We start from the raw sequence: 25,178 nt of genomic DNA on the forward strand, positions 1-25,178 counted from the left end.
TATTCTCCACACTTTAACTCTTATTGGCGCTATTCATAAGCGCTTCTATTTCGGCAATGGTTTTTGGTACATGATGTGTTAAATTTTCATACCCAGTGGCACAAACCACTAAGTTATCTTCAATACGAATACCTATGCCTTTGTAATGTTCTGGCACATTGGCATCTTTACTAATATATAAACCCGGCTCTATGGTTAATACCATGCCTTGCGCCAACGCACGTTCTTGGTTTTCTTGTTTATAATCACCCACATCATGCACATCTAAGCCAAGCCAATGACCTATTCCATGCATGTAAAATTGTTTACATGCTTGCTGTGCCATCAGGTCTTCAAAGTTCCCCTTTAGAATACCCAATTTAAGCAAGCCTTGGGTTAGCACTTGCATAGCTAACATATTCGCTTGTGATAAATAACCACCGGGTTTTATTGCACTAAATGCAGCTAACTGCGCATTTAACACCACCTCATAAAGTGCAGCTTGCCAAGGGTTAAACTGTCCATTAATGGGAAAGGTCCGCGTAATATCGGCCGCATAGCCTTGAAACTCACAACCAGAGTCAATCAAAACCAAATCACCGCTGTTTAATACATCACTGTTATTTGTGTAATGCAAAATATTGGCATTATCGCCCGCTCCCACAATGCTCGCATAAGCGGTTTGTGGTGCACCATGCATTGCATAATGGTGGTGTAACTCAGCGGCTAACTGAAATTCACTTGCACCAGGGTGTGCAAAACACATAGCGCGTTTATGCCCATTAGCAGCTATTTCACAACTTAATCGCATGATGCTGATTTCATTTGGTGATTTAATCAACCGCATTGGGTGAATTAAAGTACGTATATCTTTTAAAGTGCTCGGTGCATTCGCTGTTTTTTTATCTTTATTACGTAGTTCGGCAAGTAAGGTAAAAACTTGCTTATCGCACGCGGCACTTTCGCCTTGTGCAAAATACAATACCTGTTTTGCACTCACTAATTCGAGTAGTTTGTCATTTATTGAACTCAAACCATGCGCTGCATCAAACAAATAATCTGTTTTAGCTTTTTTAGAGCCAATACGCCGGCCATGCCAAATTTCGGCTTGAGGGTCTTTATCTAAACAAAATAAAATGCTTGTGCTGTGTTGCTTATCTTTAATAAGTAGTAACACAGCATCGGGTTCATTAAAGCCAGTTAAATAATAAAAATCACTATTTTGTCGAAACGTAAATTCGGTATCACGGCTACGTGTTACCTCATTAGCCGCAAAAACGATAGCCACACTATTGCTATCCATTTGCGATAATAAACGTTCACGACGCGCTTTAAATTCAGACTTTGCTATTTCCAGCATTTAATAAATCACTTTATTATTAATGGAGTGTTTTCTTATCGTGCTCAGTCGTTTGCTCTTTACCTAACTCAGCAAAACACAATAAAGCCGATACTCTTACGTATTCAATGACTTCGTGCAGCGCATTACTGTCTTCATCGGTTTCTTCAAAAGTTGTATCTAAGCGTGTTATTTCGCTAAAATCACTAATAACTTCTTTTACATCACCGGATAATTTACCGTAATCTTTTTGCTTTAAACCAAAACCAAGCATAAAGCCTGCAACCCAAGATACTAAACCATTGGCTTGATCAATAAGAGTTTCGTCATCACTTGGTAAAAATAAATCAAAGGCAAAGGCGTCATCGTTAAAGCTTGCTACAACTTGTTTATATATAGTGCCAAAAAATAATTTCAGATCATGACTAAATGATTCACCATCATTAAATACATCGCTTAATAAGCCTAAATACTCTTTATCATCTATGTTTAAGCCACAAGCTAATAGACCACTGATAACACCGTGAGCTTCAGCTGGCGAAACAAATATTTCGTTTTTCTCTAACAGTAATTGTGCTTTTTGATACTCTGGAAGTTCGTTCATTTTAAGGCCTTCGCTTAAATAATTACGACAATGCTACCACTGGCTAAATGGCAACTCCAATTAATTTACGACTGAGCAACTAAGTTAGTGTAAACAAGGTTTGAAAAGTAAGCGAAAAAGTAAATATTGCGTTAAAGCTGCAGAAAAACTAGCCGAACAAGCTGTTTTTTTGTATTTAAGGTTTAACCCTTGGCATAGGTCTTATATACTGTTTGTGTTCCCTGGGGTGCTGGAGCTTGGTTAAGTCCCTGAGCCGATAAATTTTATACTAGGGTTTCTGTTCGTCTACTATTGTGCAAGCTTGGCATGTACCGAGAAGCCTACGGTAAACCGCAGATCCCCGCCCTGAGACCTTCTGGTTTCAGGACTGAAACCGGGTACCGCATACTTGGGGAACACTCATCAAAAAGCCTACATTTACTTTTTTTAAGCAAAAAAAAACCGATAAACAACGTTATCGGCTTTCATTATTTAAGTTATCTTACTTTTTTAGCAAAATATCATGGATATTCACTAAGTCAGACTTACCCGAAATAATTTCATCTGGTGTTAAACCTGATAATTCATGTGGGAATACTAACCATTCTTCAGACTCATGGATAAAGTAATCTGGCACCATTTCAACTTTTGAGTTTTTAGGTTTGTAGTACGGACATGCAACACGGATATCTTTTGGTAAATTCAATCGCATTAATTCAGACAATTTTTCTTTTAATGCTGCAATGCTACGACCAGAATCAAATACATCATCAACTATAAGTAGTGAATCACCCGCGTTGGCGTTTTCTACAATATAGTGAAGACCATGCACTTTAATTTCTTTTGATTGCTTACCAATTCCGTAATAAGAAGAAGTACGAACGGCAATATGATCGGTTTCGATCCCTTTATAATCGTAATATTCTTGTACTGCAATCCCTATTGGAGCACCACCACGCCAAATACCAATTATAAAATCAGGACGAAAACCATCATCATATACTTGTGCCGCAACACGAAATGAATCTTCAAGAAGTTGTTGCGCTGTGATGTAACACTTATCAGACATAATAAAAAACCCCAATATAAATGAATCGTTCAAGTAGAGCTAAAATCTAGCCTCACCTGACTAACGAGTGGGGCAGGATTTTAGCGCAAATTCATACAAAAAGCTTGCACCATAAACAAAAAGAGATGCTCAAAGGCATCTCTTTTATCGTATTTACGTTATGCTTTTTCTAATAAAGTACGAGCAACAGTACGCATACCTTGGGTTGTGGCGCCCGCAGCCCATTGGCTCGTGCTGCTCATATTAAATGCAGCGGCTAAGTCAATATGCACCCAACCGGCCCCTTCATTTGGTACAAAACGTGATAAAAAGCCAGCAGCATTAGAAGCGCCACCGTAGCCGCCTCCTTTTTGTGCACGACTATTGGCTGTATCAGCATAAGGCGATGGACAGTTTTGTTGATGCCACTTTTCAAGCGGTAAAGGCCACGCGGCTTCCATTTCTTGTGCGGCAAAGTCTTCTACTTCACGCGCAAGTGCTTTATCTAAAGCAAAGAGTGCATTATATTCTTGCCCAACAGCAACCAAAGCGGCACCGGTTAATGTAGCGGCATCTATGATTAATGGCGCGCCAGTTTCACCCGCAGCCATTAGGCCATCAGCCAACACCAAGCGCCCTTCAGCATCCGTGTTTACAATTTCTACTGTGGTGCCATTTTTATAAGTAAGAATGTCGCCTAATTTGTATGCATGACCCGAGATAAGGTTCTCAGCACAACATAAAAACAGCTTAATGCGCTTATCGCTACCGCTATTTATTGCTAATGCTAAGCCTGCGGTAACTGTTGCAGCTCCTCCCATATCGCATTTCATACCTAGCATACCTTCGCTAGATTTTATTGAGTAACCACCAGAATCAAATGTGATCCCTTTACCGACTAATGCGGCACTGACTGGCGCATTTTCATCACCTGTTGGGTTGTAATCAAGCTCAAGTAATACTGGTGGACGCTCACTACCACGCCCTACAGCATGAATACCAATCCATTGCTGCTCTAATAATGCATCACCTTTTATAATTTGGTAACTAACATGCTCAGGGGCTAACGACTGAATAAATTCAGCTGCTTTTTCTGCTAAGCTTTCTGGAAAAATGTTATCAGCAGTGCCATTAATCATTTCACGCGCCCAAGTAGCTGATGTTTTCAAATGGCTAAGTTGCGCTAAATCAGATTGTGCATTATCAACAAACTCAACACCGTCTAACACTTTTGGTGAAACAAACCCTTGATAAAACGCCCACTGGCTCTCAGTACACCATGTGTCACCTGCTAGCTTAACGTTTTTAATACCTTGATTTGCAATAGTGCGGGCTGCTTTTTGTACGCCTTTTAGCGTCTCTTGCTCAGATAAATGAATTAACGCCCCCTGTGCATTGAAAGACAACGCTGCATTTTCACCCCAAGGGCTTGATGCGGCTTGCTCACTTAGTTCAACAACAAATTTTTCACTCATGTTAGAATACTCTCACTCTTAAATGTGTCAGGGAGTTTACTATAGGGCGTTGCAAGTTCCCAACCTCTTGAGATAAATAACATAAAACCCTGATTAAAATTGGAAATTATCATGCTGTACACCCCTGCATTACAAAGCGCGACATTAATTAAACGCTACAAGCGTTTTTTAGCTGACTTACAGCCAGAGCATGGCGCTATGTTTACCGCCCATTGTGCAAACACAGGTAAAATGACCGGCTGTGCAGAACAAGGGTTTCGTGCTTTTTATTCAACTAGCGATAATAAAAAGCGTAAATATCCCCATTCATTAGAGCTAACTAAAAATCATTTATCACACTTCATCTGTGTTAATACTGCCATGGCAAATAAGGTTGTTGAAGAAGCGATAAGCAATAATATAATCAGCGAATTAACCGGTTATCAGCATGTGCAAAGTGAAGTTAAATATGGTGATGAAAATAGCCGAATCGATTTTTTACTTAGCGATCCGAACCGCGCTAATTGCTACGTTGAGGTTAAGTCGGTGACTTTATTATCAAATGACGCTGAGCAAGGCCAAGGTTATTTCCCCGATGCAGAAACTGTACGTGGGCAAAAGCATATTCGAGAGCTTATTAGCATGGTTGAGCTTGGCCACCGTGCTGTTTTATTATTTGCTGTTTTACATCAAGGTATTGAGCGCGTCGCATGTGCAGCCCATATTGATCCAACGTATAATCAGTTACTTCGCTTAGCTATAAGCAAAGGAGTTGAAGTCTATGCCTACAAAGCAAACATAACTGAAAAAGAAGTAACGTTAATAAAAAAAATACCATTTATAAGTTAAATACGTTTTTAATAATGTTAAAAAAGAGTAAAAAACAACTTGTATTAATTTTTATTGCCCCCATTAAAAGCCCAGCTAAAAATAAAAGTGCCTAATTAATAACGTAAAATAGTTATCAATAAAGGTTTTGGCTAACTCAATTAATTAAAAATAAATTTGCCTACTGTAAGAGATTCTGCTATTTATACGGCCGCCTAATGCGAGGGCATTAAATTAAGGATTTAGGAGAGAGTAATGCCAGACCAAAAAAGACTCGGTTTATTGGCTCAAGCTGGATTAGAACCATATCAAGAAAAGCCAGGTGAAGAATACATGAATGACGCACAACGTGCTCATTTTAAAGAAATTTTAGAAGCTTGGCGCAACGACCTACGAAATGAAGTAGATCGTACAAAGTCACATATGCAAGACGAAGCAGCTAATTTTCCAGATCCAGTTGACCGCGCAGCACAAGAAGAAGAGTTCTCTTTAGAACTTCGTACTCGTGACCGTGAACGCAAACTTATCAAAAAAATCGAAAAAACAATCAACTTAATTAAAGAAGATGATTTCGGTTATTGTGAGTCTTGCGGTATCGAAATTGGTATTCGTCGATTAGAAGCTCGTCCTACTGCCGATTTATGTGTAGATTGTAAAACGCTTGCTGAAATTAAAGAAAAGCAATCTGGGCGTGGCTAATTAAGTCATCTTAATTAGTAATGTACCCTACAGCCGTTTCTGCGCCTATGCGTAATTATCGCGGTCGCTTTGCGCCGTCGCCATCAGGGCCATTACATTTTGGTTCTCTTGTTGCGGCTGTAGGAAGTTTTCTTGATGCTAAAATAAATCAGGGAAAATGGCTCGTTCGCATCGAAGATATCGATACGACCCGCATTGTGAAAGGTGCAGATAGCGATATCCTCCACACCTTAGAGCGCTTTGCACTGCATTGGGATGAAGAGGTTGTGTATCAAACACAGCGTCTTAACCTATACCAAAGCTATGTTGACTCACTGCTTTCAAAACAACTTGTTTATGGTTGTCGTTGTACTCGAAAACAGATCAAAGCAGCAGGTGGCTTATACCTTGGCCACTGCAAACACCTAAACCATAACATTGAGCATGGTGCAATTAGGTTAATGCAATGTCATGCTACAAATCAATTTACCGACCTGATTCAGGGTCAAATAAATATTGATGATGCACTTGCCAAAGAAGATTACTTAATTAAACGCAGCGATGGACTATTTGCTTATCAGTTAGTGGTTGTTATTGACGATATAGAACAACAAATAAACCGTGTTGTGCGCGGTGCCGACTTAATTAATCCCACTGCACGTCAAATTAGTCTATTTAAACAATTTGATAATGCTGTGCCACAATATGCTCATCTTCCATTAGCAGTGGCCGAGCCGGGATTTAAGTTATCAAAGCAAAATCATGCACAATCCATCGCAAACCAACATCCGCAACAAACATTAATGCAAGCACTGGCATTTTTAGGCTTACCAACACCCCCTCAGTTACTTGATTTAACCACCGAACAAATGATTGGTTGGGCAACCGAACACTTTTCGTTATCGCGTGTGCCAAAGGTCGCAGAAATCCAAATTTAAGCCATAACGTACAAAAACAGTGGATTTTTCTTCATTTGTACAAATAAAAGCATTAAAAATCACTTAATTTCATGACTTCAACTTAATTTTTAGCCCCTGCTGTTATATGATAGCCGCCTAATTGTATGGTATGTACCCACACATTTGGCTAACTAAAAATACAATTGCGAGCACGCTTATTTTCTGTAGGAGACAGGTTATTATTTCCAAGCTTTTTCAATTTTGCCGACAAATTATCGGCCCTAATGGCAATAACGAAAGTGCCTCAGTAAGTGGCGAACCGTTAGTGATCACTCGTGGCGAACATGGTATTTCTCGCAAGCAATTTAGCCCTAATGCGATTAAAGTACTTTATCGATTAAAAGATGGCGGCTTTGACGCTTATTTGGTCGGTGGGTGCGTACGCGATATTTTACTTGGCCAACAACCAAAAGACTTTGATGTAGTTACCAACGCAACGCCAGAGCAAGTTAAAAAGTTATTTCGCAATTGCCGCTTAATTGGTCGTCGTTTTCGCTTAGCTCATATTGTGTTTGGCCGCGAGATAATTGAAGTGGCAACAATGCGTGGCCACCATGAAGCACAAGAAGATAAAAACCAAACAAGTCAATCAAGTAAACAAGGGCAACTGCTACGCGATAACGTGTTTGGCAGTATTGAAGAAGACGCTGAGCGTCGTGATTTTTCTATCAATGCACTGTATTACTCAATAAATGACTTTTGTATATACGACTACGCCAATGGTCTAGCAGCGATTAATGCCAAGCAAATCGAATTAATAGGTGATCCTGAGACTCGCTACCGAGAAGATCCTGTGCGTATGTTACGTGCGGTACGTTTTGCTACCAAGCTTGATATGAAAATAGCCCCAGGCAGTGAGAAACCAATTAATCACCTTGCTAGTTTGCTTGATAACATTCCACCAGCACGTTTATACGAAGAAACCCTAAAGCTGTTTTTAAACGGCAAAGCGCACGCCAACTTTATAATGTTACGCCAGTATGGTTTATTTAAATCGTTATTTCCTGCGTTAGATGCCATTTTAGATAAAAATCCTCAAGGGCTTGAAACCGCATTCATTGAGCAAATGTTTAAAAACACAGATGCTCGTATTAATGCCGATAAAAAAGTCACACCGGCCTTTATATTCGCAGCCTTATTATGGTTCCCGCTAATTGAGCGCACCAAAAAAATTCAACAACAAGAACAAATCTCTGAATTTGATGCCTTTGCCGCTGCTATGAATAAAGTACTAAGCGAAAATGCACAGCATGTTGCCGTACCAAAACGCTTTACATTAGGTGCACGCGATATTTGGCATATTCAGCAGCGCTTAGATAAACGTGCTGGGCAACGTGCTTATAGATTAACGCAACAACCTCGCTTTAAAGCCGCGTACGACTTTTTATTATTACGTGTTGATGCCGGTGAGCAAGAACATACAGAGTTATCACAATGGTGGACTCAATATTTAGCCAAAGATATTAATGGCCAAAAAGACATGGTAAAAGAGCTTGGCCATCAAGGTGGACCAAAGCCACGCAAACGTTCGCGTCGTCGAGCGCCAAAAAAGCCGGCTGAATAACGTGTTCGATGTTTATTTAGGCTTAGGTGCTAATTTAAATTCACCTAAGCTACAACTCGATAACGCCATCGCGGCACTTAAACAATTACCAAAGTGTGAGTTTGTTAAAGCCTCGCATTATTATGCTAGTAAGCCCATGGGGCCGCAAGACCAGCCAGATTATATAAATGCTGTTGCGTATATAAAAACTAATTTACCGCCAGAGCAGTTACTCGATTTAACGCAACAAATTGAACTGCAACATGGTCGAGTAAGAAAAGCTGAGCGTTGGGGAGCCCGCACACTTGATATCGACACCCTATTATTTGGCGATAAAATCATAAACACGCCTCGCTTAACAGTCCCCCATTATGGTTTAAGCGAGCGCGAATTTGTTATTTTTCCACTATTAGAAATAGCCCCACAGCTTGTTTTACCAAGCGGTGTAGCAATAAAAGATATAGCAAAAAACTTACCACTAAACGACTTACAACAATTACCTCTGTAATTAACTGAGGCTTTTGCTCTTGAGGATATTATGTCTAAAATAACTGTTTCGACTTTAAATAAAATGAAAGCCGAAAAAAACAAAATTACCGCTTTAACAGCCTACGATGCCAGTTTTGCGAAGTTATTTCATGATAACGGCGTTGACGTTATTTTAGTTGGCGATTCGCTAGGTATGGTATTACAAGGCGGTGATGATACTTTAGCTGTGACTAATCAAGATATTGCATATCATACACGATGTGTACGTGGCGGTAGTCGCGAGTTATTTATAATTGCCGATATGCCTTTTATGACCTATTCAAGTGTTAGCGAAACTTGTAAAAATGCAGCGCAGTTAATGAGAGCCGGTGCAAACATGGTAAAGCTTGAAGGTGGAGAGTGGCTATACGACAGTATTAAAACACTTACCCAACAAGGTATTCCAGTGTGTGGGCATTTAGGTCTTACTCCACAATCAGTGCATGTTTTTGGTGGCTTTAAAGTACAAGGACGCGAAGAAATAAAAGCACTTGAAATGATAGCCGACGCGCAAGCACTCGAAGCGGCCGGCGCACAAATGATAGTATTGGAATGTATTCCTAGCGAGCTTGCAAAACGCATTACCGATGCAATCAATATTCCAACCATTGGTATTGGTGCAGGAACACAAACAGATGGGCAAATTCTTGTTATGCATGATTTGGTCGGGATTTCTGCAGGCTATATTCCTAAGTTTTCGAAAAACTTTTTACTCGAAACAGGCAATATGCCTGATGCCGTAAAAAAATACTGTCGCGATGTGAAAAGTGGCGCATTTCCAAGTGCTGAACACGAGTTTAAATAATGCAATCAATCACTGAAATTAAATCTTTACGTAGCCAAATAAAAGCATGGCGACAAGCGGGTCTGAGCATCGCATTTGTACCAACGATGGGAAATTTGCATCAAGGTCATTTCTCTTTAGTTGAAAAAGCAAAAACGTTAGCCGACAAAGTGGTTGTCAGTATTTTTGTTAACCCTATGCAATTTGGTGCAAATGAAGACTTAGACAACTACCCTCGTACATTAAATGAAGACAAACAAGGATTAGCTGAGCTTAATACCGACATTGTATTCACTCCTACAGTTGATACCATTTATCCTAATGGGTTGGGTGAACAAAGCTTTGTTGATGTCCCTGGTGTGTCTTTAGGCTATTGTGGCGGCACTCGCCCTGGTCACTTTAAAGGTGTGGCTACAGTTGTCACAAAACTCTTTAATTTAGTACAGCCCGATTACGCGTGTTTTGGCGAAAAAGATTTTCAACAATTACAGGTTATTAAAACCATGGTACGCGATTTATCAATCCCTATTGAAATCGTTGGCGTACCGACTATGCGTGAAGTAACAGGACTTGCAATGAGTTCGCGTAATGGTTATTTAACCTCGGATCAAAAGCACGCTGCGACAACGCTTTTTAATACACTTAAAACTTGCGTAGACAAAATAAAAGCGGGTGATAACGACTTTGTACGTTTATGTAATGAAGCGAAAAGTACGTTACAACAAGCAGGACTTGAGCCTGACTATTTTGAAATAGCACAACGAGATACCTTAAAAGCAGCGACGCTTAACGACAAACAATTTGTTATTTTAGCGGCCGCCTATTTAGGTACAGTGAGACTGATAGATAACATGCAAGTTGTAATTTAATCATAACCATTTACAGGATAAATAGTATGCGCAGTGATATGAAAATAGGTTTAATAAGTGTAACTTTTTTACTTTTTGCTGGCTGTCAAAACCATGTTGAAAACCCTGAAATGAATCAATGTGCGCAGCAAAATTATCAGTGCGAAAGTGATTGTAAGCAACACTCTACTGAGCAAAGCTTAACCGAGCAAATATGCACAGCTAAATGCACCGAACGCTATAATCAATGTAAAATAAACGCACAAAAACTAAACTAACTAAAAAAGCAGCTCTTTTGAGCTGCTTTTTACTGCTAATAGCTTTTATTCTAATCCCAGCTTAGTTAATTCGGTGTGCGCTAATCGCGTTGAAAGAGGTACATAACCGTCTTTTTCTACAATCGCTTGCCCATCTTTTGATAACACAAAACGCAAAAATTCAGCTTCCACAGGCCTTAACGGTTTATTTGGGTGCTTATTAACATAAACATATAAAAAACGGGCTAATGGGTATTTACCATATGCGACATTTTCCATACTGGCCTCAACGTAATGCGTGCTTTTTTTCGAAATAGGCACCGTACGTACGCCTGAAGTTGTATAGCCAATACCTGAATAGCCAATCGCATTAAGTGAAGACGATATTGATTGCACTACCGATGCAGAGCCCGGTTGTTCATTTACGTTATTACGAAAATCGCCCTTACATAATCCTTTTTGTTTAAAATACCCATATGTACCAGATACTGAATTACGACCATATAGCTGGATATCTTTTTTTGCCCAATCGCCCGTTAAGCCTAACTCTCCCCAGCGAGTGATACCACTGAGTGAACCACATTGACGCGTTGTTGAAAAAATAGCATCAACTTGATCAATTCTTAAACCTTTAATTGGGTTATCTTGATGAACAAATATGGCTAAAGCATCAATCGCCACACGCACTTCTGTTGGTTTATAACCATAGCGCTTTTCAAAGGCTTCGATTTCTTTAGATTTCATTTTTCGGCTCATAGGCCCAATATTCGCGGTCCCTTCAGTCAATGCGGGCGGTGCAGTAGAAGAGCCTGCGGCTTGAATTTGCATATTTAAATTAGGGTAAATACGATTAAACTCTTCAGCCCAAAAGGTCATCATATTGGCAAGCGTATCTGAACCAGTCGATGAAAAGTTTCCAGAGACTCCACTTATCTTATCGTACGGTTGCATATCACTTTCTACTGCTAAGGTATGTTTAGGCAATATACTTAACATGAGCAATACAATACTTGCTATCAGCGTTTTAGTTTTCATAGTCGTTACTCAACTTTTAATAACGATATTTTCATTGACTAAACATGCCTCTATATAGGCAAATACAATGTACTGACAAATATCATCTGTTTAAATTAGTTTTATTATCGGTTTGCTGTTTTGATGTTGTGATCAAACGAGTTTATCTTCATTAAACGTAAACGAAAAACAAGAGCCCTGCCCTACTGTACTGGTTATATTTAAATGGCTATCGTGACGGCTAAGTACATGCTTTGTTATAGCTAACCCTAAGCCAGAGCCTCCCGTTGTACGGCTTCGCGCCTTATCAACTCGGTAAAAGCGCTCTGTTAAGCGGTTAATATGCTCAGGTGCAATACCATCCCCTGTATCTGTAACACTAAAGCATGCTTGCGTTGCATTACGCTGCCAGTTTACTGTCACCTCTCCGCCAGGTTGAGTGTAGTGAATAGCATTAAAAACCAGATTTGAAAAAGCGCTGCGAAGTTCATCTTCAGCTCCTTTTATATCTAAGTTTGGATCAATATTAAAGGTCAGTATATGACCCTTTTCTTGATTCACCGACTGTGCTTCGGTTTCGATATACTTTAGCAACTGCGGCACATTAATCGCTTTATCGTTATCTTGACGACGCGCTCCCTCAATACGCGATAATGAGAGTAGTTGATTCACCAAGCTATCCATACGTTTACACTGTTCAAGCATCGTATTTTGCGCTTTACTCCACATAGCTGGCGGCATCATATCGCCGTCCATCATTTCTAAATAACCTGTAACAACGGTAAGTGGAGTTCTTAATTCGTGGGATACATTGGCAACAAAATCTTTGCGCATCTGCTCTAATTGTTTTAATCGTGTGACGTTTCGTACGACCACCATTAATTGATTGCTGGCATAGGGCATAACCCTAAATTCAAGGACTAACTCTTCGCTATAGCCACTTTCAAGCTCAAGCGGCTCGTCAAATTCACCACGATGCATATACTTAGCAAACTTAGGCTCGCGGATTAAGTTATCGAGTCGCTGTCCATGATCGGTTGGCCATTGCAAACCTAACACTTTTAATGCGAGTTGATTGCACCAAACAATACTTAAATCGTTTTGTAACACAACAACAGCATCAGGGACGGCTTCTGCGCCATCACGAAATCGGCGAATTAAATCTGCTAATTCGTTTCGCTTATTACGATTACGATGCTGTAAATGGTATATTCCCTCAAAAACTTGCTCCCATGCCCCTTCACCTTCAGGCGGGTTAAAACTACGTTGATTTAATAACCAATCGCTTAAACGATACAGTTGATGATAGTGCCAAACTAATAAAGAAAAAGAGCCTAGGAATAACAATAAAAAAGGGGCACCAATGAGCACACCAATGAGTAATAAGGGTAAAAAATAGATAAACAGACGTTTAACTAACGCCCGTTTATTGACAACTCTATACATAAACTCATTTTACCATTAACAGGTTAAAACTCAGCATTGATACACCTTTTAACAATTCATTTATAGCTTACTTGAAAATCGATAACCCGCACCACGTACCGTTTGCACTAAGCGATCATGCCCTAAAGGTGCAATTGCTTTGCGTAAACGTCGAATATGTACATCTACCGTACGATCTTCGACATAAACGTTAGTACCCCAAACGTGATCAAGTAATTGTTCTCGACTATAAACACGCTCTGGGTGAGTCATAAAAAAGTGTAATAACCTAAATTCTGTAGGGCCCATTTCCAATTCACTATCTTGTGAGGTTACGCGATGAGAAATAGGGTCTAAACGCAAACCATGTACTTCAATAGCTTCTTCAAGTGAAGTCGGTGATACACGACGGATAACGGCTTTAATACGCGCCATTAACTCTTTTGGTGAAAAGGGTTTAGTAACATAATCATCAGCACCCACTTCTAAACCGCGAACTTTATCTTCTTCTTCGCCACGAGCCGTGAGCATAATAATTGGGATTTGGCGCGTGTATTCACTTTGCTTAAATTTTTTCGCTATTTGAATACCACTCCCACCAGGCAACATCCAATCTAACAGTACCATATCAGGATAAGGTTCAACCATAGCAGCAATAGCAGAGTCGTAATCTTCTGCTTCAATGGCTTGAAAACCATTTTGCTCTAAAACAAATACTAACATCTCCCTGATAGGAGCTTCGTCATCTACGACTAATACTTTACGCGACATTCCAATTTATCTCTTACGCTATCAAATTAGTTTTCATTATTATGACTAAGTATGACATTTTTATGAAAATCCACCATGTATATTTAAATCAGTATAAAAATACTTAAAAATAGTAATTTGTTAGTAGCCTAATTAATATTAGTTAAACTCACGTTAGATATATTGATCATATAATTAAGCTTGATTTAATCCAGCTAATCACTCATGTCAGATCATGACAATACCCAGTACACTTTATAAATACTTAAGATCATCATTAAAAAATTAAAGATCATTATTTTACTAAGGCGATCGATAATGGGATCATCGTTTTACCTAGTCGCACTGCTAACATGTTGATCTATTATTCATAACGTTTAATTTTTACACTCTTTAAGCTAAAAAATTGTATTTGATCGCATGAAACTTAGTAAAAATATGATCTTTATAAAAGCTAGTTAGTATTTGCGTGATCTGAGTAAATTAACTTAGTACAACATTGATCCCAACAACCGATCGACATAAAAAAACCCAGCAATACAAGCTGGGTTTTTATTATTAGTGGTAATTACTTGATCTTAGGATCAAGTTCGCCAGTTAAATACTTCAGGTGCATATCATCAAGTGATATCGGTTTAATTTTACCTGCTTGGCCTGCTGTACCAAATGACTCGTAGCGCGCTATACATATTTCGCTCATTGCTTTAGTTGCTTCAGCTAAATATTTACGTGGATCGAAATTTGCTGGGTTTAATGCCATATGACGACGGATAGCACCCGTTGAGGCTAAACGTAGATCAGTATCGATATTAACTTTACGAACACCGTATTTGATCCCTTCAATGATCTGCTCAACTGGCACACCATAAGTTTCTGGAATTTCACCACCGTATTGATTAATGATCTCTAACCATTCTTGTGGTACTGATGAAGAACCATGCATTACTAAATGCGTATCTGGAATACGTGCATGTATTTCTTTAATACGATCAATCGCTAAAATATCATCCGTTGGTGGGCGAGTAAACTTATACGCGCCATGAGACGTACCACAAGCAATTGCGAGTGCATCAACATGGGTTTTATTTACAAAATCAGCCGCTTCTTCTGGATCAGTGAGCATTTGATCTGTTGTTAAGATACCTTCAGCACCTACGCCATCTTCTTCGCCAGCTTCACCTGTTTCAAGTGAACCTAACACCCCTAATTCGCCTTCAACAGAAACACCACACGCATGTGCCATAGCCACTGTTTCGCGGGTAACTTCAACATTATAGTCATAAGTAGACGGGGTTTTACCATCACTCATTAATGAGCCATCCATCATCACTGATGAAAAACCTAATTGAATTGAGCGCTGACATACACCCGGAGAGGTGCCGTGATCTTGGTGCATTACAACGGGTATGTGTGGCCATTCTTCAACGGCTGCTAAAATCATGTGGCGGATAAATGGAGCACCAGCGTAAGCTCGAGCGCCTGCTGATCCTTGAACGATTACTGGGCTGTTCGTTTTGTCAGCCGCTTCCATTATTGCGCGCATTTGCTCTTGGTTATTTACATTAAAAGCAGGCACGCCATAACCGTGTTCAGCTGCATGATCTAAAAGTTGGCGCATACTGATTAAAGCCATTGGGTATTCTCCAATTTATCGATAGCAGTTCCCTGCCATCTAGTTTGAACGGATTTGTTAAGTTTACGCAATCACTGCGTATGGATTATTTGCTAAAACGACAAATAAACCAGTAAGTTAATTATTAAATAAGGGTGAGAGGTATTTAATAACTAACTATGCTGGTGCATTTCACTACACCAGCTGCGGCTAACTTTATTAGTTAGCGCGCGATTCTAGCATTTCAACTGCAGGTAGTTTTTTGCCTTCTAAAAACTCTAAGAAAGCACCGCCACCAGTCGAAATATAAGAAACTTTATCGGCAATACCGTATTTATCAATTGCTGCTAGCGTATCACCACCACCGGCAATTGAAAACGCATTTGAATTTGCAATCGCTTGTGCAATTGCACGTGTGCCATTACCAAACTGATCAAATTCAAATACACCGACTGGACCATTCCACACGACAGTCCCTGCATTTGCAATAATTTTTGCAAGCTGGTCAGCTGTTTCTGGGCCAATATCAAAAATCATATCTTCATCGGTTACTTCGCTAACATCTTTTAATGTAGCAACCGCTGATTCTGAAAACTCATTACCCACTACAACATCGCTAGGGACAGGAATTTCACCATCATTCGCTTTTGCTGCTGCGCATAGACGATTTGCTTCATCCATTAAATCAGCTTCATATAGCGATTTACCAACGGGGTTTCCTGCTGCTGCAATAAATGTATTTGCAATACCGCCACCAGTAACAAGTTGGTCAACTATTTTTGACAATGAATCGAGTACTGTAAGCTTAGTTGATACTTTAGAACCCCCTACAATTGCCACTAATGGGCGAGCGGGTTTATCTAACGCTTTTCCTAATGCATCAAGCTCAGCTGCTAATAATGGACCCGCACACGCTACATCAGCAAATAAACCAACTCCGTGAGTAGAAGCTTGCGCACGATGAGCTGTTCCAAATGCATCCATTACATACACATCACATAGTGCTGCTAGTTGTTTCGATAACGCTTCATCATTTTTCTTTTCACCTTGATTAAAGCGTACATTTTCAAATACAACAATCTCATTTTCTTCAATTTCTACGCCATTTAAATAATCTTTCTCTAAACGTACGGTTTGTTCAAGTGCATCATTTAAGTAATCAACAACAGGCGCTAAAGAAAACTCAGCATTATATTCACCTTCGGTAGGTCGGCCTAAGTGTGACATAACCATCACCTTAGCACCTTTTTCTAGCGCTAATTTGATTGTTGGTAGTGCAGCACGAATACGTGCATCTGACGTCACTTTACCCGCTTTTACTGGCACATTTAAATCTTCACGAATTAATACTCGTTTGCCATTTAAATCTAAATCAGCCATTTTTATTACCGACATGAACATCTCCTAAGTTAACGATACTGAACTGAAAAATTTCAATTTATTGTTTTTAATTTATCTTTAATCATCATAGCACGGGCTGTATCGAGCATTCTATTTGCAAAGCCCCATTCGTTGTCACACCAAACTAATAACTTTATCAGCCTTTTGTGACTTACACGTGTCTGTGTGCCATCAATAATACATGAATGTGGATCGTGATTAAAATCAACCGATACCAGCGGCTCTTCGGTATAACTTAAAATACCATCGAGCCTATCTTTTGCTTGTAATTTTAATGCGTTATTTACTGTATTTAAATCAACATCAGTGTTGACTGTGACACTTAAATCCATCGCTGTCACATTAATTGTCGGTACGCGAACCGCAATCGCTTCAAAACGCCCTTTTAATTTAGGTAATATTCTATCAATACCGCGGGCAAGCTTAGTATCAACCGGAATAATTGATTGGCTTGCTGCTCGGGTACGTCGTAAATCGTGATGATAAGCGTCAATAACTTGTTGATCATTCATTGATGCATGAATCGTGGTAATCGCCCCTGATTCTATTTCAAACGCATCATCGAGTACTTTTATAACGGGAACAATACAATTAGTGGTGCACGACCCATTGGAGACAATTGTATGCTCTGGCTTTAATTCATCATCATTAATGCCATAAACAATTGTGGCATCAACGTCATTATCAGCGGGGTGAGAAAAGAGTACTTTTTTAGCGCCCGCATTTAGATGCAAGTGGGCATCTTCACGCGAGTGATATACCCCCGTACACTCAAGTACAACATCTATATCAAGGGTTTTCCAAGGTAACTCAATAGGGTTTTCTTCACAAAAAAGTGCAATATTATCACCAGCAACACTAATTGTATCTTCCCCTAATTTAACAGGGAAATTAAAGCGACCATGGGAGGTATCGTATTTTAATAGGTGCGCAATCGCGTGAGGATCAGCAAGTTCATTTATAGCGACTATTTTAACTTCATCGCTTAAACCTGATTCGTATAATGCACGGACTATATTTCGACCAATTCGACCAAAACCATTTATTGCAAGCTTGATTGCCATTAAATACTAAATCCACTCTTTTTACATGCAGATAAAGGCACAATGCCTTTTAGATATTTGTATTGTAATCGACCTTACACATGAATATAAGAGGGAAGCATTAGAAACTTTAAATAAACCTAAATGTATACTTTTAAAGCCAATATCCATTTAGGTTTACGATAAAAATTAAATTAATTATTTAATTTTTCTAGCGCTAAAATCATCTCTTGTGGTTCTGCACGGGTACGGTAATCAACATCAACGTAACGCCATACAACCTGCCCCTCTTTATTGAGTATAAACGTTGCAGGAATAGGTAAAATAGTACCATTGCCATTATTAAGTGCTTCTAAATCAAGACCACGGTCATCACGCATATGATCAAGCAAATAATCAGGCACTTTCCAAGCAACACCAAACTGCGCAGCTACGTCAGCATTTTGGTCACTAAGAACTAAAAAATCCATTTTACTGATGTCGCTTTCACTTAGCGAATCGTCTGGCATTTGTGGGCTAATAGCCACCAGCTGAGCACCTAATGCATGTATTTCAGGTAAACGAAGCTGTAGGGCTTTAAGTTGTAAATTACAGTAAGGGCACCAGCTACCACGATAAAAAGTTATAACCACAGGTCCTTTGGCAAGTAAGGTTGCTAATTGAACTTGTTCGCCATGTTGGTTTGGTAGCGAAAAATCTGGCGCTATTTGCATGAGCCCTAATGCACTTGCTCCTTGTTCAATAGCCTTTGCTTTTGCAATTTCGTTATCCACTCCTTGCATAAACTCAGGATTACCTTTACGACCAGCGGCTACTTTAGCCTCTGTTTGTGTTTTTAAATCTTGATAGCTATCACTCATACTACACTGCTCATTAATTAATTTTGAATACAGGTTAGTTTACAGTATAAAATCGTTATTAGTCACTTTTAATACCACAATATTACCGTGTGTATTTAAGCGGCGGTATAAATAAAAAAAGCCCGGCAGATGCCGGGCTTTTGCTGCTTTACACTACATAACCTTAGTGAGCCTGTGCTGCACTAGAGCCTTTAGGATTTCGAATACCTTCTACCATCTCTTGAATTTCAACAGGAGTGGGGTTAGTTAATTTAAGTACGCCCGCTGCCACAGTAAAGTTAATCAGCATACCGACAAGGCCAATACCTTCTGGCGAAATACCTAAGAACCAATTTTCAGGACTGTTGAGCTCTGGGCTAACAAACTTAAAGAAAATGATATAAGCCGCGGTAAAACCAATACCAGTTACCATACCTGCAATAGCACCTTCTTTATTCATGGATTTAGAGAATATCCCCATGATAATTGCAGGGAAGAAACTCGCCGCCGCTAAGCCAAAGGCAAAGGCCACCACCGATGCTACAAAGCCTGGCGGATTAATCCCAAAGTATGCGGATATAACGATAGCGACCATGGCAGCAAAACGCGCCGCTAGTAACTCTTGTTTATCACTTATATCAGGTTTTAGCGTTCGTTTGAGTAAATCATGCGAAACCGAGGTGGAGATAACTAATAATAACCCGGCTGTTGTTGATAATGCAGCGGCAATACCACCTGCAGCAACCAAAGCAACAACCCATGCTGGCAAGTCAGCTATTTCGGGGTTAGCAAGTACCATTATATCGCGATCGACTTTCACTTCATTGGCACTGCTTGGGTCATCAATTTTACCTGCCGAATAAAACATTTTTCCGTCGCCGTTTTTATCGTTAAATGTAATTAAGCCGGTACGTTCCCAATTTTTAATCCACGCAGGGGCTTGAGCATATTCAGTCCCACTGCCATCTTTACCATTAATTGTGTCGATCATATTTACACGAGCAAACGAAGCCACGGCAGGGGCTGTGGTATATACAATCGCAATAAATACTAACGTCCAAGCAGCAGAAATACGTGTATCTTTAACCCGAGGAACCGTGAAAAAGCGAACAATAACATGCGGCAAGCCCGCTGTACCGACCATCAATGCCCCTGTAATTGCAAATACGTCAATCATGCTCTTTGAGCCTTCAGTGTATTGTGCAAAACCTAACTCTGCACTTAAGCCATCGAGCTTATCAAGTACATACATACCTGAGCCATCACTCAATGTGGCACCAAAGCCCGTTTGTGGGAAGAAATGCCCTGTCATCATCATTGAAATAAAAATTGCAGGAACTAAGTATGCAAATACGAGTACACAATATTGCGCAACTTGCGTATAAGTAATGCCTTTCATTCCGCCTAAAACAGCATAAAAGAATACGATTACCATACCAATGTAAACGCCGGTTTCAATTTCTACTTCTAAAAAGCGAGAAAATACCACACCGACACCGCGCATCTGTCCGGCAATGTATGTAAAACAAATGAATATTGCACATAAAATTGCAACAACACGTGCTGTTTGAGAGTAGTAACGGTCACCAATAAAATCAGGCACAGTAAATTTTCCAAATTTACGTAGATAAGGGGCTAGGCACATAGCAAGTAATACATAGCCACCGGTCCAACCCATTAGATAAACACCGCCATCGTAACCGGCAAACGAAATAATCCCTGCCATTGAGATAAACGACGCTGCGCTCATCCAGTCAGCGGCTGTTGCCATACCATTAGCTAAAGGAGGAACCCCGCCTCCAGCGACATAAAACTCTTTCGTTGAACCTGCACGCGCCCATATTGCGATACCGATATAAAGCGCAAAGCTTAAACCAACAATTATAAATGTGAGTGTTTGAACATCCATTACTTAGCTCCTATTCGTCTACGCCATATTTTTTATCTAACGCATTCATTTTGAAAACGTAAACAAAAATCAAAGCTACAAAAGTGTAAATAGCACCTTGCTGTGAAAACCAAAAACCCAATTTAAAACCTAAAAAACGCACTTCATTCAGTACATCAACCAGTAATATGCCAAAGCCAAATGAGACCACAAACCATACTGTTAGTAACTTAAACAGTAGTGAGATGTTTTCTGCCCAATATGCTTTTGCTTGTTCTTCATCTTTAAAAGCCATTTTTATTTTCCCCTTTAAGCACCGTGTTATTACGATGGGTGGTTTTTTATACTCGTTAATAAATGTAGCAACACTGATTAAAATAAGAATTGAGACCATAGTCGTAACACCAATATAACGTTTACGTAAGCTGCAAATAGATGATAAAAACACAATTGTTAACTTAATGTTTTTAAATGAATTATTTTATTAACATTATCTTTTTTATATATTTATTAATGTTTTAATTATTTATGCGACTTTAGTCTAAAGCGACCGTCTTTAAAAAATAATCAAGTACATTCAATATGTTACAAATGGTATGAGAATATTTAAAAAATCATTACTACCGCTGTTTCATAGTTCTGGTATGGTGTTAATGAGTAAAATATAGTGACATTATTATAATTTTTAATTGTGAGATAAGGCTAAATAACAACATGACAGTAGTATTGATTTTAGTGGCATTGGGATACATTGGAATGCTGTTTTGGTTAGCTAATTGGGGAGATAAAACGACTGCGCTGGCAAAAAAAATAAGCCATCATCCGTTTGTATATTCTCTTTCACTTGGAATTTACTGTACCTCATGGACTTATTATGGTTCGGTGGGCACCGCAGCAACAAGTAGCTGGAGCTATTTACCTATTTTATTAGGCCCTGCTTTATTATTTTTCTTTGGTCAACGCTTTTTACGCAAGCTGGTGTTGGTAAGTAAAAAACAAAATATAACAACCATCGCTGATTTTATTTCTGCACGCTACGGCAAGCGCCAAACCACTGCAATTATGGTTACTATTATTGCGCTGCTTGCGACTATCCCCTATATCGCTTTACAGTTGAAAGCACTAAGCACTAGCTTTTTATTATTACAAAATAGTAACCAAATATCGGGCGATATGTTGGCCTTATCAGCAACATTGATTATGGCATTGTTTGCTATCTTTTTTGGTACTCGCAAAGTGGATGTGACAGAGTACCGTTCTGGATTAATGCTAGCCGTTGCCTTTGAATCACTTATTAAGCTGATTGCTTTAGTGGCTGTTGCTGGGCTGGGTCTTTATAGTTTAATGAGCTTATCTGAGAGTGAATCACTCACATCAACAAGTATGCTACATTGGGGTGAATTTAACTTTTTTAGTTTTAACTTCATTGGCCAATCACTCATGGCCGCTGCAGCAATTATTTGCTTGCCTCGCCAGTTTCATGTCACCGTGGTCGACAACCAAGACAAACGTCACTTATTTACTGCTCGTTGGGCTTTTCCATTATATTTGTTACTCACTGCGGTGATGATATTACCCATCGCCACTGCAGCCATTCACCCAAGCATAGGTGATGGCTTTTCACCTGACAGCTTTGTACTCGCACTGCCACTGTTACATGACAATGCTATTTTAACGACATTTGTTTTTATTGGTGGCCTATCGGCTGCGACGGCCATGATTGTGGTCGCAACGCTGACACTCAGTACCATGATTTCAAATGATGTTGTCCTTCCGTTAATTTTACGCCGAAAGTTTAAGCGTAATTTAATAACCTCTAGTTATAAATCACAAATATTATTAGTACGACGTTTTAGTATTGCTGGGATTTTAATACTGTCTTATCTTTACCAGCAATGGTTTAGTCATAATAGTGCGTTAGCGAGTATGGGATTGGTGGCCTTTTCTTTAGTCACGCAATTATTACCCGCTATTGTTGGTGGATTATATTGGCGAAAAGGTCACGCTTACGGAGTATATGCGGGTTTATTAGCAGGCTTTATATGTTGGGTATTATTTTTAATGTTCCCAATTTTAGATGCCGGTAATTCGTTAACTACCGAGCTACAACAAACATTAATAACTCGTGGGACTTTAATTGCTTTATTTGCCAATATTGGTTGTTACATTAGCTTTTCACTCGGTGCTGATGAGCGCTTAATTGATAAAATTCAAGCTGCCGCCTTTGTCGATCCTAAAGATCAAACGTTATTGTCAAAGCATTCAAATAAAGATGTAAAAGCAACGGTTTATGATTTTAAAATTTTATTACAAACCTTTTTAGGCATACAACGAAGTCAGCAAGTACTTGCTCACTTTGCTTTAAACCATGCCATTAATGATAATAACGCCCACCCTAAGGCTGAGTTTATCGCTTATTGCGAGCGCGCATTAACCGGTGTACTTGGAGCATCCTCAGCACAAGCATTAATTCGTACTGTATCGTCGGGCAAACGTATGGCTTTTGAAGAGGTCGTAAACTTTTTTGATGAAACGACACAAGCTTTACAATTTAATCAAAATTTACTTTTCACCTCATTAGAAAACCTCAGTCATGGTATTTCGGTTGTCGATAAAGATTTGAAGTTAGTGGCATGGAATAAACGCTATGCAGAGATGTTTGGTTATCCTGAAGGTTTCTTAGAAGTAGGCCAAGCAATACAGGATATTATACGTTACAACGCTAAACGAGGTGAATGTGGCCCAGGTGAAATTGAGCGACAAGTAGAAAAACGTGTACAACATTTAAAAAATGGTAGCTCTCATCACTTCATCAGACATCGTCGTAATGGCCAAGTTTACGAAATGATTGGCAACCCACTTCCTGATGGCGGCTTTGTTACCAGTTTTTCTGATATCACTACGCATATCAACACACAAAATGCGTTAGAAGAAATCAATATGGATTTAGAAAACCGCATAGAAGCACGTACTCAAGAAGTACAAACGATCAACAGAGATTTACATGCACAAATACAAAGCAGGGTTAAAACAGAACAAGCGCTCACTTTGGCAAAAAGAGAAGCTGAGCATGCCAATGATAGTAAAACGCGATTTTTAGCTTTAGCCAGTCACGATATATTACAGCCATTAAATGCAGCGCGCTTATACCTTGCAGCCATTGATGAAAATCAACTAAGTAGTAATAACAAAAATAATTTTGATAAGTTAGGAGATAGCTTAGATTCGACCGTACATTTAATGTCGGCTTTACTAGAAATTGCAAAATTAGAACAAGGCGCAATGACCCCCACTCCTCGTCATTTCAGTATTGATGACATATTGTTACCATTGCAAAGCGAGTACGCCATTTTATCTAGTGATAAAGGACTCACACTTAATGTACGCTCACAACAGCAAATTGTGCACAGCGATATTACTTATTTACGCCGTATTATTCAAAACCTCGTGTCTAACGCGGTTAAATATACCGATACCGGTCGTGTACTTATTGCATGTCGTAATCGTAAACATAACTTACGTATCGAAGTATGGGATACCGGACCGGGTATTAGTGATGTTGAACAAGCAAAAATATTTAATGACTTTTATCGCATTCAAAGCAAAGATAATAAAGGTGTAGGCCTAGGTTTAGGAGTCGTCAAACGAATGGTCGATTTACTCAGTTTAGAGTTATTTGTTGATTCGCAGTTACATAAAGGAAGTCGCTTTAGTATTGAGGTGCCTTATGGGGATGCCATGCTTGTACAACAAAAAGACACCACAAACAGTTTAATAGAAAATCGAGCCACGGTGAATATTATTGCTGTTGACGATGATCCTAAAAACCTCGCGGCAATGGCGAGTTTATTAAATAAATGGCAGGCCAATTATACACTATTTGAAAATGTTGATAACGTCCTTAACCACGCACATAACCACAGTGCCCCCAATGTAATTTTAATGGATTATCAGTTAGGTCATTCGCTAGATGGGATTGATGTAATTAATAAGCTTCGTGAAATTTGGCAAAGTGAAATTCCAGCTATTTTAATAACCGCGGTGCGCGATAACGAATTAAAACAACAAACAAAAGCACAAAAAATTCACTATTTAAGTAAGCCTATCAAACCCGGTAAACTTAAAGCATTATTAAATCACAGTAGTTAAGGTATTTATACCCGTTCGTTTTATGGCGGGTTACGGCTGTGTAGTTAAAAATGTAGTGAACATGAGTGAGTATGATTCATTTGCTACGGATTATCCTTGGACTTCCCATCGTTTGCTAGACACTCAATGAGTTAGAATTTGACCCTCAAGCGCTCAAAGAGTGGTACAAATTAGGTGCAACCGTACGAGATCAATTCAAAAAGAAATTGTCAGAAGTCTTAAAGCACCC

The 25,178-nt window shown here is 39.3% G+C and carries 22 protein-coding genes and 1 other RNA gene; 10 read left to right on the forward strand and 13 right to left on the reverse strand.

Annotated features, from left to right (window positions below; genetic code table 11):
- Window positions 1-13 precede the first annotated feature (13 nt).
- Window positions 14-1,339 (reverse strand): Xaa-Pro aminopeptidase, encoded by a 1,326-nt coding sequence (gene pepP / locus J8L70_RS02780; RefSeq protein WP_211053943.1) that lies wholly within the window; start codon window positions 1,337-1,339, stop codon window positions 14-16.
- A 19-nt stretch (window positions 1,340-1,358) separates the two neighbouring features.
- On the reverse strand, window positions 1,359-1,922 hold the full coding sequence (locus tag J8L70_RS02785) for a UPF0149 family protein (RefSeq protein WP_211053944.1): 564 nt from the start codon (window positions 1,920-1,922) through the stop codon (window positions 1,359-1,361).
- Between the two features lie 215 nt (window positions 1,923-2,137).
- Here J8L70_RS02785 and ssrS point away from each other — a divergent pair.
- Window positions 2,138-2,321: non-coding RNA, 6S RNA (gene ssrS, locus J8L70_RS02790), on the forward strand.
- A gap of 82 nt (window positions 2,322-2,403) precedes the next feature.
- Here ssrS and J8L70_RS02795 read toward each other — a convergent pair.
- Window positions 2,404-2,970, reverse strand: coding sequence for a phosphoribosyltransferase family protein (locus J8L70_RS02795; protein WP_211053945.1), 567 nt, complete (start codon window positions 2,968-2,970; stop codon window positions 2,404-2,406).
- 158 nt (window positions 2,971-3,128) lie between these two features.
- On the reverse strand, window positions 3,129-4,424 hold the full coding sequence (gene pepB / locus J8L70_RS02800; protein WP_211053946.1) for an aminopeptidase PepB: 1,296 nt from the start codon (window positions 4,422-4,424) through the stop codon (window positions 3,129-3,131).
- A gap of 111 nt (window positions 4,425-4,535) precedes the next feature.
- On the opposite strand from pepB, the gene sfsA reads away from it, so the two are divergent.
- From sfsA to J8L70_RS02840, 8 genes are all read left to right on the forward strand, one after another.
- Complete coding sequence (sfsA, locus tag J8L70_RS02805; RefSeq protein WP_211053947.1) at window positions 4,536-5,252, forward strand: DNA/RNA nuclease SfsA; 717 nt, start codon at window positions 4,536-4,538, stop codon at window positions 5,250-5,252.
- Window positions 5,253-5,486: 234 nt separating this feature from the next.
- A complete protein-coding gene (gene dksA, locus J8L70_RS02810; protein ID WP_211053948.1) occupies window positions 5,487-5,930 on the forward strand; it encodes an RNA polymerase-binding protein DksA in 444 nt (147 codons plus the stop codon).
- 20 nt (window positions 5,931-5,950) lie between these two features.
- Window positions 5,951-6,847, forward strand: coding sequence for a tRNA glutamyl-Q(34) synthetase GluQRS (gene gluQRS, locus J8L70_RS02815; RefSeq protein WP_211053949.1), 897 nt, complete (start codon window positions 5,951-5,953; stop codon window positions 6,845-6,847).
- Window positions 6,848-6,977: 130 nt separating this feature from the next.
- Window positions 6,978-8,432, forward strand: a complete 1,455-nt coding sequence (gene pcnB, locus J8L70_RS02820) for a polynucleotide adenylyltransferase PcnB (protein WP_247664654.1) — start codon at window positions 6,978-6,980, stop codon at window positions 8,430-8,432.
- Window position 8,433: 1 nt separating this feature from the next.
- Entirely contained in the window at window positions 8,434-8,919 is a 486-nt protein-coding gene (gene folK / locus J8L70_RS02825; protein WP_211053950.1) for a 2-amino-4-hydroxy-6-hydroxymethyldihydropteridine diphosphokinase, read from the forward strand.
- 30 nt (window positions 8,920-8,949) lie between these two features.
- Window positions 8,950-9,744, forward strand: a complete 795-nt coding sequence (panB, locus tag J8L70_RS02830) for a 3-methyl-2-oxobutanoate hydroxymethyltransferase (protein WP_211053951.1) — start codon at window positions 8,950-8,952, stop codon at window positions 9,742-9,744.
- Entirely contained in the window at window positions 9,744-10,592 is an 849-nt protein-coding gene (gene panC / locus J8L70_RS02835; protein WP_211053952.1) for a pantoate--beta-alanine ligase, read from the forward strand. Before panB ends, panC begins: the two co-directional genes overlap by 1 nt.
- A 26-nt stretch (window positions 10,593-10,618) precedes the next feature.
- Window positions 10,619-10,849, forward strand: a complete 231-nt coding sequence (locus tag J8L70_RS02840) for a hypothetical protein (RefSeq protein WP_211053953.1) — start codon at window positions 10,619-10,621, stop codon at window positions 10,847-10,849.
- Between the two features lie 45 nt (window positions 10,850-10,894).
- On the opposite strand, the gene J8L70_RS02845 is transcribed toward J8L70_RS02840, so the two are convergent.
- From J8L70_RS02845 to J8L70_RS02885, 9 genes are all read right to left on the reverse strand, one after another.
- The gene (locus J8L70_RS02845; protein ID WP_211053954.1) at window positions 10,895-11,863 is read right to left on the reverse strand and encodes a phosphate ABC transporter substrate-binding protein PstS family protein; all 969 of its coding nucleotides are present in this window, start codon (window positions 11,861-11,863) and stop codon (window positions 10,895-10,897) included.
- 132 nt (window positions 11,864-11,995) lie between these two features.
- Window positions 11,996-13,288, reverse strand: a complete 1,293-nt coding sequence (gene phoR / locus J8L70_RS02850; RefSeq protein ID WP_211053955.1) for a phosphate regulon sensor histidine kinase PhoR — start codon at window positions 13,286-13,288, stop codon at window positions 11,996-11,998.
- Between the two features lie 60 nt (window positions 13,289-13,348).
- The gene (gene phoB / locus J8L70_RS02855) at window positions 13,349-14,038 is read right to left on the reverse strand and encodes a phosphate regulon transcriptional regulator PhoB (protein ID WP_211053956.1); all 690 of its coding nucleotides are present in this window, start codon (window positions 14,036-14,038) and stop codon (window positions 13,349-13,351) included.
- Window positions 14,039-14,585: 547 nt separating this feature from the next.
- Window positions 14,586-15,650 carry a class II fructose-bisphosphate aldolase gene (gene fba, locus J8L70_RS02860; RefSeq protein WP_211053957.1) on the reverse strand — a complete coding sequence of 355 codons (1,065 nt, stop codon included), beginning with the start codon at window positions 15,648-15,650 and terminating at the stop codon, window positions 14,586-14,588.
- A 198-nt stretch (window positions 15,651-15,848) separates the two neighbouring features.
- The gene (locus J8L70_RS02865; protein WP_211053958.1) at window positions 15,849-17,024 is read right to left on the reverse strand and encodes a phosphoglycerate kinase; all 1,176 of its coding nucleotides are present in this window, start codon (window positions 17,022-17,024) and stop codon (window positions 15,849-15,851) included.
- 38 nt (window positions 17,025-17,062) lie between these two features.
- Complete coding sequence (epd, locus tag J8L70_RS02870; RefSeq protein ID WP_211053959.1) at window positions 17,063-18,094, reverse strand: erythrose-4-phosphate dehydrogenase; 1,032 nt, start codon at window positions 18,092-18,094, stop codon at window positions 17,063-17,065.
- Between the two features lie 173 nt (window positions 18,095-18,267).
- The gene (locus J8L70_RS02875) at window positions 18,268-18,933 is read right to left on the reverse strand and encodes a peroxiredoxin-like family protein (protein ID WP_211053960.1); all 666 of its coding nucleotides are present in this window, start codon (window positions 18,931-18,933) and stop codon (window positions 18,268-18,270) included.
- Window positions 18,934-19,096: 163 nt separating this feature from the next.
- Window positions 19,097-20,821: a sodium:solute symporter family protein gene (locus J8L70_RS02880; protein WP_211053961.1), complete on the reverse strand. Its 1,725-nt coding sequence runs from the start codon at window positions 20,819-20,821 to the stop codon at window positions 19,097-19,099.
- 10 nt (window positions 20,822-20,831) lie between these two features.
- The gene (locus tag J8L70_RS02885) at window positions 20,832-21,095 is read right to left on the reverse strand and encodes a DUF4212 domain-containing protein (RefSeq protein ID WP_211053962.1); all 264 of its coding nucleotides are present in this window, start codon (window positions 21,093-21,095) and stop codon (window positions 20,832-20,834) included.
- Between the two features lie 419 nt (window positions 21,096-21,514).
- On the opposite strand from J8L70_RS02885, the gene J8L70_RS02890 reads away from it, so the two are divergent.
- A complete protein-coding gene (locus J8L70_RS02890) occupies window positions 21,515-24,949 on the forward strand; it encodes a PAS-domain containing protein (protein ID WP_211053963.1) in 3,435 nt (1,144 codons plus the stop codon).
- Window positions 24,950-25,178 lie beyond the last annotated feature (229 nt).

It is taken from the genome of Pseudoalteromonas sp. MMG010, from assembly GCF_018100905.1.
GTDB lineage: Bacteria > Pseudomonadota > Gammaproteobacteria > Enterobacterales > Alteromonadaceae > Pseudoalteromonas.